This window comes from Burkholderia sp. AU33803 (assembly GCF_002223095.1).
Lineage (GTDB): Bacteria > Pseudomonadota > Gammaproteobacteria > Burkholderiales > Burkholderiaceae > Burkholderia.
Genome location: NZ_NKFJ01000004.1, coordinates 1122688 through 1138338 on the forward strand (window position 1 = coordinate 1122688; position 15651 = coordinate 1138338).

General features: G+C 63.9%; 11 protein-coding genes. 6 read left to right on the plus strand and 5 right to left on the minus strand.

The annotated features are described in order from the left end of the window. Nucleotides 1-37: 37 nt before the first annotated feature. The 4 genes from CFB41_RS07690 to CFB41_RS07705 all read right to left on the minus strand — a co-directional run bounded on the left by CFB41_RS07690 (nucleotide 38) and on the right by CFB41_RS07705 (nucleotide 4969). Nucleotides 38-1597 (minus strand): DHA2 family efflux MFS transporter permease subunit, encoded by a 1560-nt coding sequence (locus CFB41_RS07690; protein WP_089456098.1) that lies wholly within the window; start codon nucleotides 1595-1597, stop codon nucleotides 38-40. A gap of 29 nt (nucleotides 1598-1626) precedes the next feature. Continuing rightward, nucleotides 1627-2841, minus strand: coding sequence for an HlyD family secretion protein (locus CFB41_RS07695; RefSeq protein WP_089439951.1), 1215 nt, complete (start codon nucleotides 2839-2841; stop codon nucleotides 1627-1629). Nucleotides 2842-2893: 52 nt separating this feature from the next. Then, the gene (locus tag CFB41_RS07700; protein WP_089456099.1) at nucleotides 2894-4390 is read right to left on the minus strand and encodes an efflux transporter outer membrane subunit; all 1497 of its coding nucleotides are present in this window, start codon (nucleotides 4388-4390) and stop codon (nucleotides 2894-2896) included. A gap of 87 nt (nucleotides 4391-4477) precedes the next feature. Next, nucleotides 4478-4969: a MarR family winged helix-turn-helix transcriptional regulator gene (locus CFB41_RS07705; protein ID WP_069247824.1), complete on the minus strand. Its 492-nt coding sequence runs from the start codon at nucleotides 4967-4969 to the stop codon at nucleotides 4478-4480. A gap of 328 nt (nucleotides 4970-5297) precedes the next feature. Here CFB41_RS07705 and typA point away from each other — a divergent pair, with 328 nt between their 5' ends. The 6 genes from typA (at nucleotide 5298) to CFB41_RS07735 (ending at nucleotide 14982) form a co-directional block, all read left to right on the plus strand. Beyond that, nucleotides 5298-7124: a translational GTPase TypA gene (gene typA, locus CFB41_RS07710; RefSeq protein WP_021162397.1), complete on the plus strand. Its 1827-nt coding sequence runs from the start codon at nucleotides 5298-5300 to the stop codon at nucleotides 7122-7124. 318 nt (nucleotides 7125-7442) lie between these two features. Next, the gene (locus tag CFB41_RS07715) at nucleotides 7443-10307 is read left to right on the plus strand and encodes a 2-oxoglutarate dehydrogenase E1 component (protein ID WP_069247825.1); all 2865 of its coding nucleotides are present in this window, start codon (nucleotides 7443-7445) and stop codon (nucleotides 10305-10307) included. 135 nt (nucleotides 10308-10442) lie between these two features. Then, entirely contained in the window at nucleotides 10443-11717 is a 1275-nt protein-coding gene (gene odhB, locus CFB41_RS07720) for a 2-oxoglutarate dehydrogenase complex dihydrolipoyllysine-residue succinyltransferase (RefSeq protein WP_089456100.1), read from the plus strand. Nucleotides 11718-11800: 83 nt separating this feature from the next. Continuing rightward, nucleotides 11801-13231 carry a dihydrolipoyl dehydrogenase gene (gene lpdA, locus CFB41_RS07725; protein ID WP_089425219.1) on the plus strand — a complete coding sequence of 477 codons (1431 nt, stop codon included), beginning with the start codon at nucleotides 11801-11803 and terminating at the stop codon, nucleotides 13229-13231. Nucleotides 13232-13329: 98 nt separating this feature from the next. Then, entirely contained in the window at nucleotides 13330-14427 is a 1098-nt protein-coding gene (gene zapE / locus CFB41_RS07730) for a cell division protein ZapE (RefSeq protein WP_089439955.1), read from the plus strand. Between the two features lie 144 nt (nucleotides 14428-14571). After that, nucleotides 14572-14982 (plus strand): transposase, encoded by a 411-nt coding sequence (locus tag CFB41_RS07735; protein ID WP_089494720.1) that lies wholly within the window; start codon nucleotides 14572-14574, stop codon nucleotides 14980-14982. 103 nt (nucleotides 14983-15085) lie between these two features. Here the strand turns inward: CFB41_RS07735 and CFB41_RS07740 are convergent, their stop codons facing one another. Further along, nucleotides 15086-15547, minus strand: coding sequence for a DUF2147 domain-containing protein (locus CFB41_RS07740; RefSeq protein ID WP_089439957.1), 462 nt, complete (start codon nucleotides 15545-15547; stop codon nucleotides 15086-15088). Nucleotides 15548-15651: the final 104 nt, after the last annotated feature.

Here is a 15651-nt window from a genome sequence, read left to right on the forward strand (position 1 = left end):
GTCGACCGGGCTTTTTGTTTGCGTCCAGGCTGCGTGTTCAGTGTGCAGCCGATGCCGCGGCACCTGCATCGCCGCCGCCCGAGCGCTCGGGTTTCGTGATCCAGATCAGCCCGATCAGCAGCACGAAGATTGCCGCCGAGATGTAGAACAGGTCGTTCACGCCGAGCTGCGCGGCCTGCTGCGTGGCCATGTTGTTGATCAGCCCGTGCGCCTGATCCTGCGTCAGCCCGAGGTTGCCCATCTGCGTGACGGCCTGGTTGAACGCCGGGTTGTAGACGTTCGCCTGCTCGACTAGTTGCGCGTGGTGGAAGTTGTTGCGATGGTCCCAGGCGGTCTGGAAGATCGACGTGCCGATGCCGCCGCACATGATCCGCACGAAGTTCGACAAGCCCGATGCCGCGGGGATGCGGTGGCCGGGCAGGCCGGACAGCGTGATCGACACCAGCGGGATGAAGAAGCCGGCCATCGCGATGCCCTGCACGAGCGTCGGCAGCGTCAGCGACCATTCGTCGACGCCCGTCGTGTAGCGCGAGCGCATCCAGAAGCACAGCGCAAACGTCAGGAACGACGCCGTGGAGATGAAGCGCGGATCAGTGCGCGGCAGATACTTCCCGGTGAGCGGCGACAGCAGGATCGCGAACAGCCCGACCGGCGCCATCACGAGACCGGCGTCGGTCGCGGTGTAGCCGATCTGCGTCTGCAGCCACAGCGGCAACAGCACGAGGTTGCCGAAGTACAGGCCGTACCCGATCGACAGCGCAACCGTGCCGCCGGTGAAGTTCCGCATGCGGAACAGCGACAGGTCGACGACCGGGTGCTCGGCAGTCAATTCCCAGATGACGAAGAACGCGAACGCAATGACGGCGGTCAGCGCGAGCACGATGATGGTCGTCGACGCGAACCAGTCGAGATCCTTGCCCTTGTCGAGCATGATCTGCAGCGATCCGACCCAGATGACCAGCAGCGCGAGGCCTACGCCGTCGATCGGCGCGCGGCGCACGGCCGACTCCCGGTTGCGATAGATCGCCCACGTCGCGGCGGCGGCGGCGATGCCGACCGGGATGTTGACGTAGAAGATCCACGGCCACGAGTAGTTGTCCGAGATCCAGCCGCCGAGGATCGGGCCGGCGACGGGCGCGATCAGCGTCGTCATCGCCCATAGCGCGAGCGCCATCGGTGCCTTGGCGCGTGGATAGCTCGACAGCAGGAGCGCTTGCGACAGCGGAATCATCGGGCCGGCCACCGCGCCTTGCAGCACGCGCGACCCGAGCAGGAACGGCAGGTTGGGCGAGAGACCGCACATCCACGACGAAATCACGAACAGGATGATCGACGCGAGGAACAGGCGCACCTGCCCGAAGCGGTCGGTCAGCCAGCCGGTCAGCGGCACCGAGATCGCGTTCGCGACCGCGAACGACGTGATGACCCACGTGCCCTGGTCGGACGACACGCCGAGGTCGCCCGAGATGGTCGGGATCGCGACGTTCGCGATGGACGTGTCGAGCACGTTCATGAACACCGCGAGCGATACCGCGATCGTCCCGATCACGAGTTGCCCGCCCTGCAAGGGCGGGTGAGAGACAGGAGCCTGTGCCATGTCGGTTGCTTTTTCCGGAGTCGGAACGGTTACATCATCTTCGCGACGGCATTCGACTTCGCCGCGGCCGGCGCGGATGCGTTGCCGCCTGCGTTCTCGGCGATGATGCGGGCGATTTCGGCATCGGCTTCGTCGCCGTACTTCGCGAACACGTTGGTCTCGTAGACGGTGTTCGGTGCGTTCACGAGCTGGTCGCCGCGTTCGTCCTTGATGTCCACGTCGACCTGCATCGACAGGCCGATGCGCAGCGGGTGCTTGTCGAGATCCTTCGGATCGAGTTCGATCCGCACCGGCAGGCGCTGCACGACCTTGATCCAGTTACCCGTCGCGTTCTGCGCCGGCAACAGCGAGAACGCCGAGCCCGTACCGGCCGAGAAGCCGACCACCTTGCCGTGGTACGTGACCGACGAGCCATAGATGTCGGCCGTCATCTCGACCGGCTGGCCGATGCGCATGTGCTTCAACTGGACTTCCTTGAAGTTCGCGTCGACCCACACGGCATTGAGCGGCACCACCGACATCAGCGGGTTGCCGGGCGACACGCGCTGGCCGACCTGCACCGAGCGCTTCGCGACGTAACCAGTGACCGGCGCGGGCAGCACGTTACGTGCGTTCGCAAGGTACGCGTCGCGCACCTTCGCGGCGGCGGCCATCACGTTCGGGTGCGATGCGATCGTCGTGTTCGCGGTCAATGCGCGATTCGATGCGAGCTGCTGCTGCGCGGCGTCGACCGACGCCTGCGCGGCCTTCACCGCGTCGCGGGCATGCGAGATCTCTTCCTGCGACACGGCGCCCGTCTGCGCGACGGCGAGGCGGCGACGCAGGTCGTCCTGCGCCTTCGACAGGTCGGACTGGCGCAGCGCGACTTGCGCGCGGTACTGGTCGTCGTTGACGAACAGGCCGCGCACCTGGCGCACCGTTTGCGCGAGATTGGCTTCCGCCTGTTGCAGCGCGACCTGCGAGTCGGCCGGGTCGAGCACGACGAGCGGATCGCCGGCCTTGACGGTCTGCGTATCGTCGGCCTTCACCGCGATCACGGTGCCGGTGACTTGCGGCGTGATCTGCACGACGTTGCCGTTCACGTACGCGTCGTCGGTTCCTTCATGGAAGCGGGCGACGAGGAAGTAATACAGGCCGTACGCAATGGCCGCGATCACGATGACCGCGACGAGCAGCGTCATCATTCGCTTGCGCTTGCCGTTGTTCTGCGGCTGCGCGCTGGCGGCGTTTTGTTGGTCGCTCATGGCGATTTTCTCCGTCCGTTATTTCGAGTGTCTGCGTAGTGGTGGCGCCGGATCAGTTGGCGGCCTGTTTTGTCGGCTTGTCGGCATCGGGTGCGGCGAGCGGCGTGCCGGTCGCGTCGAACCCGCCACCCAGCGCCTTGATCAGCGCGAGCTGCATGTCGCGGCGGCGCATCTTCAGGTTGGTCACCGTCTGCTCCGATGCGAGGCGGTTGCTGTCCGCGGTCAGCACCTGCAGTTGCGGCGACAGGCCGGCCTTGTAGCGGATGACCGCGAGGTCATAGGCGCGCGTCGATGCGTCGAGTGCGCGTTGCGCATCGCCCATCTGGCGATCGACCGCGCGGATCGATGCGACCTGCGTCGCGACGTCGTTCAGCGCACTGATCAGCGTCTGGTTGTAGTTCGCCACCGACAGGTCGAAGTCCGCGTAGCGGCCCTTGAGCTGCGCGCGCAGCGCGCCGGCATCGAAAATCGGCAGGTGGATCGCCGGGCCGAACTGCGCCTGACGGCTCGCGAAGTTCAGGAATTTGCCCCAGCCGAACGCATCGAAGCCGAAGCCGGCCGCGAGGTTCACGTCGGGATAGAACTCGGCCTTCGCTTCCTTCACGTCGTGCATCGCGGCTTCGACCTGCCAGCGCGCGGCGACGATGTCGGGGCGGCGCGACACGAGATCGGCCGGCAGGTTGCCGGGCAGGGCGACTTCACCGCTCGGGTTCACCACGGGCGCGGCGATCTGCAGCCCGCGGTCCGGGCCCTTGCCGAGCAGCGCGGCGAGCTGGTAGCGCACCGTCGTGATCTGGCCATCGAGATCGGACAGCGAAGCCTGGGTCGTCGCGATATTGCCGCGCGCCGTCTGGCGTTCGACGTTGGTGTCGAGGCCGGCCGACACGCGGCCGTCGGTGATCTTGCCGACCGTCTCGCGGTTGGTGATCTCGCGCTGCGCGATATCGCGCAGCGCATAGAGTTGCGCGAGCGAGTTGTAGGTGCGTGCGACCGACGACGCGAGCGTGATGCGTGCCTGCTGCATGTCGGCTTCGGCGGCTTTTTCCTGCGACACGGCGGTATGCAGGCGCTCGCGGTTCTTGCCCCACAGGTCGAGTTCCCACGACGCGCTCGCGAGCGCGTTGTTTTCGCTGTACCACTGACCGCCGTACGGGGGCGGGAACAGCGCGTTCGACGAATACAGCTCGCGCGTCCACGAATAGCTGGCTTCCGCCTTCGGCATCAGGTTCGAGCGCGACGATTCGATGTATGACGACGCCTTTGCGATGCGCGCCTGCGCCTGCGCGATCGACGGATTGCCCTGCAGGGCTTCGTCGATCAGCTTCGGCAGTTGCGGATCGCCGAACTGGCTGGCCCAGTCGAGCGCCGGCCACTGGCCGCCCTGGGCCGGCAGGCTCTGGGCGGATTCGAATTGCGACGCGGGGGCGATCTGCTTGTCGCTCTTGATGCCGATGTAGTTCGCGCAGCCCGCCAGTGCCAGTGCGGCGACCGCGGCGGCGATGGCGGCGCGGCACGACCCGGCGCGCACGGACAACGGGGAGGATTTCATCGCGCTGATCCCTGACTCGGAATGAATGATGGACACTGCAAGGATTTCCTTACATTAATCTGTCAAAAGTAATTGTTATGGCAACTATTACGTGATGCTGCCGCCGGCGGTCTCGCAGTAGTTGCTGAGAATGCGGCGCAGCATGCTCTTCAGGAACCCGACTTCCTCCGGCGTAAACCCGTCCAGCACCTGGTCGAGCACGCTGCGGAAAATCGGCGGCAGCCGTTCGGCGAGCGCACGGCCTTCGTCGGTCAGCTCGAGGCGCACGACGCGCCGATCCTCGACACTGCGGACGCGAGAAAGCAGGCCGCGTTTCTCGACCCGGTCGAGCAGGCGCGTGACCGCGCTCGCGTCGATCCCGTACTCGCGCGCGAGCTCGGCGGCCGTCGAGCATTTGCCGACCGCGATCATGAACAGCATGCTCGCCTGCGTGCCCGTGATGCCGAGCTCCTCCTGCGTGCGTTGCGTGACGAGGTTGGTCATCACGGACTTCACGCGCGACATCAGATAACCGACGCTGTCGTTCATCTGATACGAGGACAGCGGCGAGACGGGCGGTTGGGTAGAAGAATCCGACATAAAACCCTGAAGCTGCAATAGTTGACTAGGCAGCAGTATAGGCACAGTTGCTTGCCGCGGCAAATGTTAATCGAACGGCAAAGGGCGCGCTTTGTGTCCCATAAATCCACTATCCCAATAAGGTTTTTGGGGCTTGCCAATGGCGCGGGCTTCGGCCGACCGGCGGGTTCGAGGGGAGGGTGTGCGGTCGTCTGGTGTTGCGTCGCAACGTGCCGGTCAGCTCCCGACATCCGCACGTGCTATAATTTGTGGCTTTCCAAGCTGCAATGCGCGCGCCCGTGAAAAACGAGCGGGCGCTTTTGCGCGTTCAAACGATTTCCAGGTTTCTATGACCCGCGCCCTTCGCAATATCGCCATCATCGCCCACGTCGACCACGGCAAGACTACGCTCGTCGACCAACTGCTTCGCCAGTCCGGCACCTTCCGCGAGAACCAGCAGATTGCCGAGCGGGTGATGGACTCGAACGACATCGAAAAAGAGCGCGGGATCACGATTCTCGCGAAGAACTGCGCGGTCGAGTACGAAGGCACGCACATCAACATCGTCGACACGCCGGGGCACGCGGACTTCGGTGGCGAGGTGGAGCGCGTGCTGTCGATGGTCGACTCGGTGCTGCTGCTCGTCGACGCGGTCGAGGGCCCGATGCCGCAGACCCGCTTCGTCACGAAGAAGGCGCTCGCGCTCGGCCTGAAGCCGATCGTCATCGTCAACAAGATCGACCGTCCGGGTGCGCGGATCGACTGGGTCATCAACCAGACCTTCGACCTGTTCGACAAGCTCGGCGCAACCGAAGAGCAGCTCGATTTCCCGATCGTCTACGCATCGGGCCTGAACGGCTATGCGTCGCTCGACCCGGCCGCGCGCGAAGGCGACATGCGCCCGCTGTTCGAGGCAGTCCTCGAGCACGTGCCGGTCCGCCCGGCGGATCCGGACGCACCGCTGCAGCTGCAGATCACGTCGCTCGATTATTCGACGTACGTCGGCCGGATCGGCGTCGGCCGCATCACGCGCGGTCGCATCAAGCCGGGCCAGCCGGTCGCGATGCGCTTCGGCCCGGAAGGCGAAGTGCTGAACCGCAAGATCAACCAGGTGCTGTCGTTCACGGGTCTCGAGCGCGTGCAGGTCGAATCGGCCGAAGCGGGCGACATCGTGCTGATCAACGGTATTGAAGACGTCGGCATCGGCGCGACGATCTGCGCGGTGGATACGCCGGAAGCGCTGCCGATGATCACCGTCGACGAACCGACGCTGACGATGAACTTCCTCGTCAACTCGTCGCCGCTCGCCGGCCGCGAAGGCAAGTTCGTCACGAGCCGCCAGATCCGCGACCGCCTGATGAAGGAGCTGAACCACAACGTCGCGCTGCGCGTGAAGGACACCGGCGACGAAACGGTGTTCGAAGTGTCGGGTCGTGGTGAGCTGCACCTGACGATTCTCGTCGAGAACATGCGGCGTGAAGGCTACGAGCTGGCCGTGTCGCGTCCGCGCGTCGTGATGCAGGAAATCGACGGTGTGCGTCACGAGCCGTACGAACTGCTGACCGTCGACGTCGAGGACGAGCATCAGGGTGGCGTGATGGAAGAGCTCGGCCGCCGCAAGGGCGAGATGCTCGACATGGCGTCGGACGGCCGCGGTCGCACGCGTCTGGAGTACAAGATCTCGGCGCGTGGCCTGATCGGCTTCCAGAGCGAATTCCTGACGCTCACGCGCGGCACGGGCCTGATGAGCCACATCTTCGACTCGTACGCACCGGTCAAGGACGGCTCGGTGTTCGAGCGCCGCAACGGCGTGCTGATCTCGCAGGACGACGGCGCTGCCGTGGCCTATGCACTGTGGAAGCTGCAGGATCGCGGCCGCATGTTCGTGAAGCCGGGCGACGCGCTCTATGAGGGCATGATCATCGGCATCCACAGCCGCGACAACGACCTCGTCGTGAACCCGATCAAGGGCAAGCAGCTGACCAACGTGCGCGCGTCGGGTACCGACGAAGCGGTGCGCCTCGTGCCGCCGGTCCAGATGTCGCTGGAATACGCGGTCGAATTCATCGACGACGACGAGCTCGTCGAAGTGACGCCGCAATCGATCCGCCTGCGCAAGCGCTTCCTGAAGGAGCACGAGCGTCGCCGCGCGAGCCGCGAAGGCGCGGTCGACTAAGCGTTCCGGCCGTTCGTTGCGTCACGGAAAAGGCTGCCTGCGGGCAGCCTTTTTTGCATCTGCGCGACGCGCAATCGGATTGTCTGCAAAACACTGTTCCCGCGGCTCGTGGCAATCCGGCAAAACCCCGTCGCGCGGTGCTTTCGGGCACATTTCGCCGTGAACTCCGGTATCGGTTCTGTGATATGCTGCGCGCACGCAAGTTTTAGGTCCTTCCAAGCAAGACTTGATTCGCAATCCGCTAAACGGTCAGGCCGTGTCGCGGAAGGTTGAGTAACCCGCTATTTCTCGAGAAGCTCGAAGAAAGGTGAGCGTAAAATGTCAGATGTAATGAAGCAGTTTCAGCTGAACTCCTATCTGTTCGGCGGCAATGCTTCGTACGTTGAAGAACTGTACGATGCATACCTCAACAATCCGGCATCGGTGCCGGAAAACTGGCGAGAGTATTTCGACGCGCTGCAGAATGTGCCTGCAACGGACGGTTCGAATGCCAATGACGTCGCCCATTTTCCGATCGTCGAATCGTTCGCCGAGCGCGCGAAGGCCAATGCCTTCATCCCGCGCGAAAGCACGACCAATCTGGCTGCGGCACGCAAGCAGGTGCACGTCCAGTCCCTCATCAGCGCGTATCGCTTCCTCGGCTCGCAATGGGCCAATCTGGATCCCCTGAAGCGTCGCGAACGTCCCGCCATTCCCGAGCTCGAACCCGCGTTCTACGATTTCTCCGAAGGCGACCTCGACCAGACGTACAGCGCAAGCAACCTGTACTTCGGTTTCGACCAGGCTTCGCTGCGTGACATCGTCAAGGGCCTGCGCGACACGTACTGCGGCACGATCGGCGCCGAGTACATGTACATCAGCGACCCGGAACAGAAGCGCTGGTGGCAGGAGCGCCTGGAGTCGACCCGCGCGACGCCGAACTTCTCGGCCGACGAGAAGAAGCACATCCTGAATCGCCTGACGGCCGCCGAAGGCCTCGAGCGTTACCTGCATACCAAGTACGTCGGCCAGAAGCGCTTCTCGCTCGAAGGCGGCGAAAGCTTCATCGCGGCGATGGACGAAGTCGTCCAGCACGCGGGCAAGCGCGGCGTGCAGGAAATCATCATCGGCATGGCCCACCGTGGCCGTCTGAACGTGCTGGTCAACACGCTGGGCAAGATGCCGGCCGACCTGTTCGCCGAATTCGAAGGCAAGCACGTCGACGACCTGCCGGCCGGTGACGTGAAGTACCACAAGGGCTTCTCGTCGGACGTGTCGACGGAAGGCGGCCCGGTCCACCTGTCGCTCGCGTTCAACCCGTCGCACCTCGAAATCGTGAACCCGGTGGTCGAAGGTTCCGCGAAGGCGCGGATGGACCGTCGCGGCGACGAAGACGGCCTGCAAGTGCTGCCGGTGCAGATCCACGGTGACGCGGCCTTCGCTGGCCAGGGCGTCGTGATGGAAACGCTGAACCTCGCACAGACGCGCGGCTACGGCACGCACGGCACGCTGCACATCGTCATCAACAACCAGATCGGCTTCACGACGTCCGACCCGCGCGATGCGCGCTCGACGCTGTACTGTACCGACGTCGTCAAGATGATCGAAGCGCCGGTGCTGCACGTGAACGGTGACGATCCGGAAGCTGTCGTGCTCGCGATCCAGATCGCGATCGACTACCGGATGCAGTTCCACAAGGATGTCGTGATCGACATCGTCTGCTTCCGCAAGCTGGGTCACAACGAGCAGGACACGCCGGCGGTCACGCAGCCGCTGATGTACAAGAAGATCGCGCAGCACCCGGGCACCCGTGCGCTGTACGCCGAGAAGCTCGTGCAGCAGGGCGTGATCACCGCGGAAGACGCCGACAACTACGTGAAGGCGTACCGCAAGGCGATGGACGACGGTCACCACACGGTCGACCCGGTCCTGTCGAACTACAAGAGCAAGTACGCGGTCGACTGGGTTCCGTTCCTGAACCGCAAGTGGACGGATGCAGCCGACACGGCCGTGCCGCTCGCAGAACTGAAGCGCCTCGGCGAACGCATCACGACGGTCCCGGAAAACTTCAAGGTCCACCCGCTCGTCGAGCGCGTGATCAACGACCGCCGCAACATGGCGCGTGGCGACCAGCCGCTCGACTGGGGCATGGGCGAACACCTCGCGTTCGCGTCGCTCGTCGCATCGGGTTACTCGGTGCGCCTGACCGGCCAGGACTCGGGCCGCGGCACGTTCACGCACCGTCACGCGGTGCTGCACGACCAGAACCGCGAGCGCTGGAACGACGGCACGTACGTGCCGCTGCAGAACATCGCCGAAGGCCAGGCGAAGTTCACGGTGATCGACTCGGTGCTGTCGGAAGAAGCGGTGCTGGGCTTCGAATACGGTTACTCGACCGCCGAGCCGAACACGCTCGTGCTGTGGGAAGCGCAGTTCGGCGACTTCGTCAACGGCGCGCAGGTCGTGATCGACCAGTTCATCTCGTCGGGCGAAGTGAAGTGGGGCCGCGTGTCGGGTCTGACGATGCTGCTGCCGCACGGCTACGAAGGCCAGGGTCCGGAGCACTCGTCGACGCGTATCGAGCGTTTCCTGCAACTGTGCGCGGATCACAACATGCAGGTCGTTCAACCGACGACGCCGGCGCAGATCTTCCACCTGCTGCGTCGCCAGATGATCCGCCTGTTCCGCAAGCCGCTGATCGTCGCAACGCCGAAGTCGCTGCTGCGTCACAAGGAAGCGGTGTCGGACCTGTCGGAACTCGCGAAGGGTTCGTTCCAGCCGGTGCTGGGCGAAACCGACGGCGGCATCGACGCGAAGAAGGTCAAGCGCGTGCTGGCATGCTCGGGCCGCGTGTATTACGACCTCGTCGCCCATCGCCGCGAAGCGAAGGCGAACGACGTCGCGATCATCCGTATCGAGCAGCTGTATCCGTTCGCGCACAAGCAGTTCGAAGCCGAAATGAAGAAGTACGAGAACGCGACTGAAGTGGTCTGGGTGCAGGACGAGCCGCAGAACCAGGGCCCCTGGTTCTACGTCGAGCACCATCTGAAGGAAGGCATGAAGGAAGGGCAGAAGCTGGCATACAGCGGCCGTCCGGCTTCTGCCTCGCCGGCGGTTGGCTACTACGCGAAGCACTACGAGCAGCAGAAGGCCCTCATCGAAGGTGCTTTCGGCCGCCTGAAGAGCGCATCGATCGCGAAATAACCGACGGAAGCGAAACGGGAAGGCGCCATGCGCTTTCCCGTCTCTTTTGGCCCGCCGGGCGCGTTGCGCGCCGCACCGGCCGAAGGAATCGCACGAACCTCGTCACACCCCAGATTAAGCATCCAGGAAAATCACATGGCTATCGTAGAAGTCAAAGTCCCCCAGCTTTCGGAGTCGGTTTCGGAAGCCACCATGCTGCAGTGGAAGAAGAAGCCGGGCGAAGCAGTCGCTCAAGACGAAATCCTGATCGAACTCGAGACCGACAAGGTCGTGCTCGAAGTGCCGGCACCGGCTGCGGGCGTGCTCGCGCAAGTGCTGCAGAACGACGGTGACACCGTCGTTGCCGATCAGCTGATCGCAACGATCGACACCGAAGCGAAGGCAGGTGCAGCCGAAGCCGCGGCAGGCGCCGCCGAAGTCAAGCCGGCAGCAGCGCCTGCTGCAGCCGCACCGGCAGCACAGCCGGTCGCTGCAGCCGCATCGTCGACCACCGCATCGCCGGCCGCATCGAAGCTGCTGGCCGAGAAGGGCCTGTCGGCAGGCGACGTCGCGGGTTCGGGCCGCGACGGCCGCGTCACGAAGGGCGACGCGCTGGCAGCAGGCAGCGCACCGAAGGCCGCTCCGGCTGCTGCACCGGCGAAGACCGCCGCTGCGAAGCCGTCGCTGCCGGAAGTAAAGGTGCCGGCATCGGCCGCGACCTGGCTGAACGACCGTCCGGAACAGCGCGTGCCGATGTCGCGCCTGCGTGCGCGTATCGCCGAGCGTCTGCTCGAGTCGCAGCAGACCAACGCGATCCTGACCACGTTCAACGAAGTGAACATGGCCCCGGTCATGGAGCTGCGCAACAAGTACAAGGACAAGTTCGAGAAGGAACATGGCGTGAAGCTCGGCTTCATGTCGTTCTTCGTGAAGGCGGCCGTCCACGCGCTGAAGAAGTTCCCGCTCGTGAACGCATCGATCGACGGTAACGACATCGTCTACCACGGCTACTTCGACATCGGTATCGCTGTCGGCTCGCCGCGCGGCCTCGTCGTGCCGATCCTGCGCAACGCGGATCAACTGAGCCTCGCCGAGATCGAAAAGAAGATCGCCGAGTTCGGCCAGAAGGCGAAGGACGGCAAGCTGTCGATCGAGGAAATGACGGGCGGTACGTTCTCGATCTCGAACGGCGGCGTGTTCGGCTCGATGCTGTCGACCCCGATCATCAACCCGCCGCAATCGGCAATCCTCGGCGTGCACGCGACGAAGGAGCGTCCGGTCGTCGAAAACGGCCAGATCGTGATCCGTCCGATCAACTACCTCGCGCTGTCGTACGACCACCGCATCATCGACGGCCGCGAAGCCGTGCTGTCGCTCGTCGCGATGAAGGATGCGCTGGAAGATCCGGCACGCCTGCTGCTCGACCTGTAAGCCGAGTTTCACCGCATTGACCCGCACCGCACGGGCGCGCGACACGCGCGGCCCGTGCGGCTGCACAAGAAGAAAGGATTGTCATGTCCAAGGAATTTGACGTCGTCGTGATCGGCGCCGGCCCCGGCGGCTACATCGCCGCGATCCGCGCCGCGCAGCTCGGCAAGACCGTTGCCTGTATCGAGAAGTGGAAGAACCCGGCCGGCGCGCTGAAGCTCGGCGGTACGTGCCTGAACGTCGGCTGCATCCCCTCGAAGGCGCTGCTCGCATCGTCGGAAGAGTTCGAGAACACGTCGCACCACCTGGCCGACCACGGCATCACGGTCGACGGCGTGAAGATCGACGTCGCGAAGATGCTCGGCCGCAAGGACGCGATCGTCGAGAAGATGACGAGCGGGATCGAGTTCCTGTTCAAGAAGAACAAGATCACCTGGCTGAAGGGCCATGGTAAGTTCACCGGCAAGACCGACGCCGGCGTGCAGATCGAAGTGAGCGGCGAAGGTGAAACCGAAGTCGTCACCGCAAAGAACGTGATCATCGCGACGGGCTCGAAGGCGCGTCACCTGCCGGGCATCCCGGTCGACAACAAGATCGTGTCGGACAACGAAGGTGCGCTGACGTTCGACTCGGTGCCGAAGAAGCTCGCCGTGATCGGCGCAGGCGTGATCGGCCTCGAGCTCGGCTCGGTGTGGCGTCGCCTCGGTGCCGAAGTGACGGTGCTCGAAGCGCTGCCGGCCTTCCTCGGCGCAGCCGACGAAGCGCTCGCGAAGGAAGCGGCCAAGCTGTTCAAGAAGCAGGGCCTCGACATCAACCTCGGCGTGAAGATCGGCGAAGTGAAGACGACCGCGAATGGCGTGTCGATCGCCTACACGGACAAGGACGGCAACGCGCAGACGCTCGACGCCGACCGCCTGATCGTGTCGGTCGGCCGCGTGCCGAACACCGACAACCTCGGCCTCGAGGCAATCGGCCTGAAGGCGAACGAGCGCGGCTTCATCGACGTGGACGACCACTGCCGCACGGCGGTGCCGAACGTGTACGCGATCGGCGACGTGGTGCGTGGCCCGATGCTCGCGCACAAGGCGGAAGACGAAGGCGTGCTGGTCGCGGAAGTGATCGACGGCCAGAAGCCGCACATCGACTACAACTGCATTCCGTGGGTGATCTACACGTACCCGGAAATCGCATGGGTCGGCAAGACGGAGCAGCAGCTGAAGGCGGAAGGCCGCGAGATCAAGTCGGGCAAGTTCCCGTTCTCGATCAACGGCCGCGCGCTCGGCATGAACGCGCCGGACGGCTTCGTGAAGATGATCGCGGACGCGAAGACCGACGAACTGCTCGGCGTGCACGTGATCGCGGCGAACGCGTCGGACCTGATCGCGGAAGCCGTGGTGGCGATGGAATTCAAGGCGGCGTCGGAAGACATCGCCCGTATCTGCCATCCGCACCCGTCGATGTCGGAAGTGATGCGCGAAGCGGCGCTCGCCGTCGACAAGCGCTCGCTGAACAGCTGAGCGCGGTATAGCGCCGGCCGGCCATCGGCCGGCGCAGCCGTCTCATGACGAGGGCGGGCGGGGTTTCCCGTCCGCCTTCGTTTTTTCCGGTTTGCCCGATGAACGTCACCGAATACTACACGCGCGAACTGACCACGCGCGGCTATCAGTCCGATCCCGCACAGCGCGCGGCCGTCGATCGCCTGCAGCAATGTTTCGACGAATGGGTCGAGTACAAGGCGCGCCGCTCGAACGCATTCAAGAAGCTCATCAATCATCCCGACCTCCCGCGCGGCGTGTACATGTGGGGCGGCGTCGGTCGCGGCAAGAGCTTCCTGATGGACAGCTTCTACGCGGTCGTTCCCGTGCAGCGCAAGACGCGGCTGCATTTCCATGAGTTCATGCGCGAAGTGCACCGCGAGCTCGAGGAGCTGAAAGGGCAGGCCGATCCGCTCGACGAACTCGCGCGGCGCATCGCGAAGCGCTACCGGTTGATCTGCTTCGACGAGTTCCACGTGTCGGACATTGCCGATGCGATGATCCTGTACCGTCTCCTCGACCGCCTGTTCAACAACGGCGTGCAGTTCGTGATGACGTCCAACTACGATCCCGACGACCTGTATCCGGACGGCCTGCATCGCGACCGCATGCTGCCGGCAATCGCGCTGATCAAGTCCAAGCTCGACGTACTCAATGTCGACGCGGGCGTCGATTATCGCCAGCGCACGCTCGCGCAGGTGAAGATGTATCACACGCCGCTCGGCGCGGATGCCGATCGCGAATTGCGGCATGCGTTCCAGAAGCTCGCGGCCGTTCCCGACGAAAGCCCGCTCCTGCATATCGAGAAGCGCGAACTGAAGGCACTGCGCAAGGCGGACGGCGTCGTATGGTTCGACTTCGCGACGCTGTGCGGCGGCCCGCGCTCGCAGAACGACTATCTCGAGCTGGCGAGCCGCTTCCACGCGATCGTGCTGTCCGAAGTACCGCAGATGTCGCCGCGCATGGCGTCCGAGGCGCGGCGCTTCACGTGGCTCATCGACGTGCTGTACGACCACAAGGTCAAGCTGCTGATGTCCGCGGCGGTGCCGGCGGAGCAGTTGTATATCGAAGGCCCGATGGCCAACGAGTTTGCGCGTACGGTCTCGCGAATCGTCGAGATGCAGTCGAAGGAATACATCGAAACGCCGCGCCGCATCGTCGATACGTCGCTGACCTGAGTGCGATTTCCGGCAATTGACGGGATTCAATCGTCAATTCCGGTCAAATTAAAGCAATCTCGGGGTAATTTCGGATTTGTCTTATATTCATTGTTGAGGTGAGCCGATATCGTTGTGTCATGGTTACTAAGGCTGGAGATGTCCATGACACCGTATCGCGATCTGACCGATCAAGAGTGGCGCTGCGTTGCGTCGCTTCTGCCCGAAATGCAGCCGCGCACCGAGTTGCGCGGCCGCCCGTTGGCCAATACGCGTGCCGTCCTGAACGGCGTGCTCTGGGTGATCTACAGCGGCGCAACGTGGTCGGCCATGCCGCGTCGTTACCCTTCGTACCAGACTTGCCATCGTCGCTTCAAGGTCTGGCACGAGACGGGCACGTTGATGAGTGTCATGCGTGAACTATATGGCGACGCAGGCGTGAATTTGTGCAACGAGTTGTCCACGCGGATGCGCAAGCACACGCAATCGAAGGCGGCGGAAGCACGCAGCAATGCGGCGCCCGCATATCGCGCACCTGGCAGCTATGCGTCGGACACGCTGAAGCATGCAGCGTGATGTTCATCAGTTCCCGCCACGCACGCACCAAAACAAAATCGGCCTGACGACTTCGTCGCAGGCCGATTTTTTCATTGAGCCGCGCGTTTAAGCGCGAGCCGCATTATTGCTGGCGAACCCAGGTCTGCGAACGACCGAGCAGCGACACGCCGATGTAACCGCGCACGACGAGTTTCTGGCCGCCGTCTTCAAGCGTCATCTTGCACTTGTAGACCTTGCCGTTCTCCGGGTCGAGAATGTTGCCGCCGTCCCAGTGGTCGCCATCCTTCTTCATGGCCTTGATGATCGTCATGCCCTTGATGAGCTGATCCTTGCGCTCGTCCGTGCAGGCGGTGCAGCGGCGATCAGGCGTATCGTTCGCGCCGAGGCCCTTCACGACCTTGCCGGTCAGCGCACCGTCACCGTCCTCGGCGATCTGCACGAGTGCCTTGGGCTGATGCGTGTTGTCGTCGATCGTTTGCCACATGCCGATGGGGCTGTCTGCTTGTGCGAACGTGGGCGCGGCGCAAGCGAGCAGTACGCCGGCGACGGCGATGGCACGAAACGGGTGGGTCAGTTGAATCATTGTCGTCCTCCTTGTTTTGCATGTCGTGTTCGATTTGCCCGCACGACCGTCTGCATGGGGCGGGCATGTTGCGAGCTTCGCCAGAATACGTGAAACCGCGTGTC

Coding starts and splice junctions, on each gene's coding strand:
- CFB41_RS07690 (WP_089456098.1), bottom strand. CDS start 1,597: ATGGCACAGGCTCCTGTCTCTCACCCGCCCTTGCAGGGCGGGCAACTC.
- CFB41_RS07695 (WP_089439951.1), bottom strand. CDS start 2,841: ATGAGCGACCAACAAAACGCCGCCAGCGCGCAGCCGCAGAACAACGGC.
- CFB41_RS07700 (WP_089456099.1), bottom strand. CDS start 4,390: ATGAAATCCTCCCCGTTGTCCGTGCGCGCCGGGTCGTGCCGCGCCGCC.
- CFB41_RS07705 (WP_069247824.1), bottom strand. CDS start 4,969: ATGTCGGATTCTTCTACCCAACCGCCCGTCTCGCCGCTGTCCTCGTAT.
- typA (WP_021162397.1), top strand. CDS start 5,298: ATGACCCGCGCCCTTCGCAATATCGCCATCATCGCCCACGTCGACCAC.
- CFB41_RS07715 (WP_069247825.1), top strand. CDS start 7,443: ATGTCAGATGTAATGAAGCAGTTTCAGCTGAACTCCTATCTGTTCGGC.
- odhB (WP_089456100.1), top strand. CDS start 10,443: ATGGCTATCGTAGAAGTCAAAGTCCCCCAGCTTTCGGAGTCGGTTTCG.
- lpdA (WP_089425219.1), top strand. CDS start 11,801: ATGTCCAAGGAATTTGACGTCGTCGTGATCGGCGCCGGCCCCGGCGGC.
- zapE (WP_089439955.1), top strand. CDS start 13,330: ATGAACGTCACCGAATACTACACGCGCGAACTGACCACGCGCGGCTAT.
- CFB41_RS07735 (WP_089494720.1), top strand. CDS start 14,572: ATGACACCGTATCGCGATCTGACCGATCAAGAGTGGCGCTGCGTTGCG.
- CFB41_RS07740 (WP_089439957.1), bottom strand. CDS start 15,547: ATGATTCAACTGACCCACCCGTTTCGTGCCATCGCCGTCGCCGGCGTA.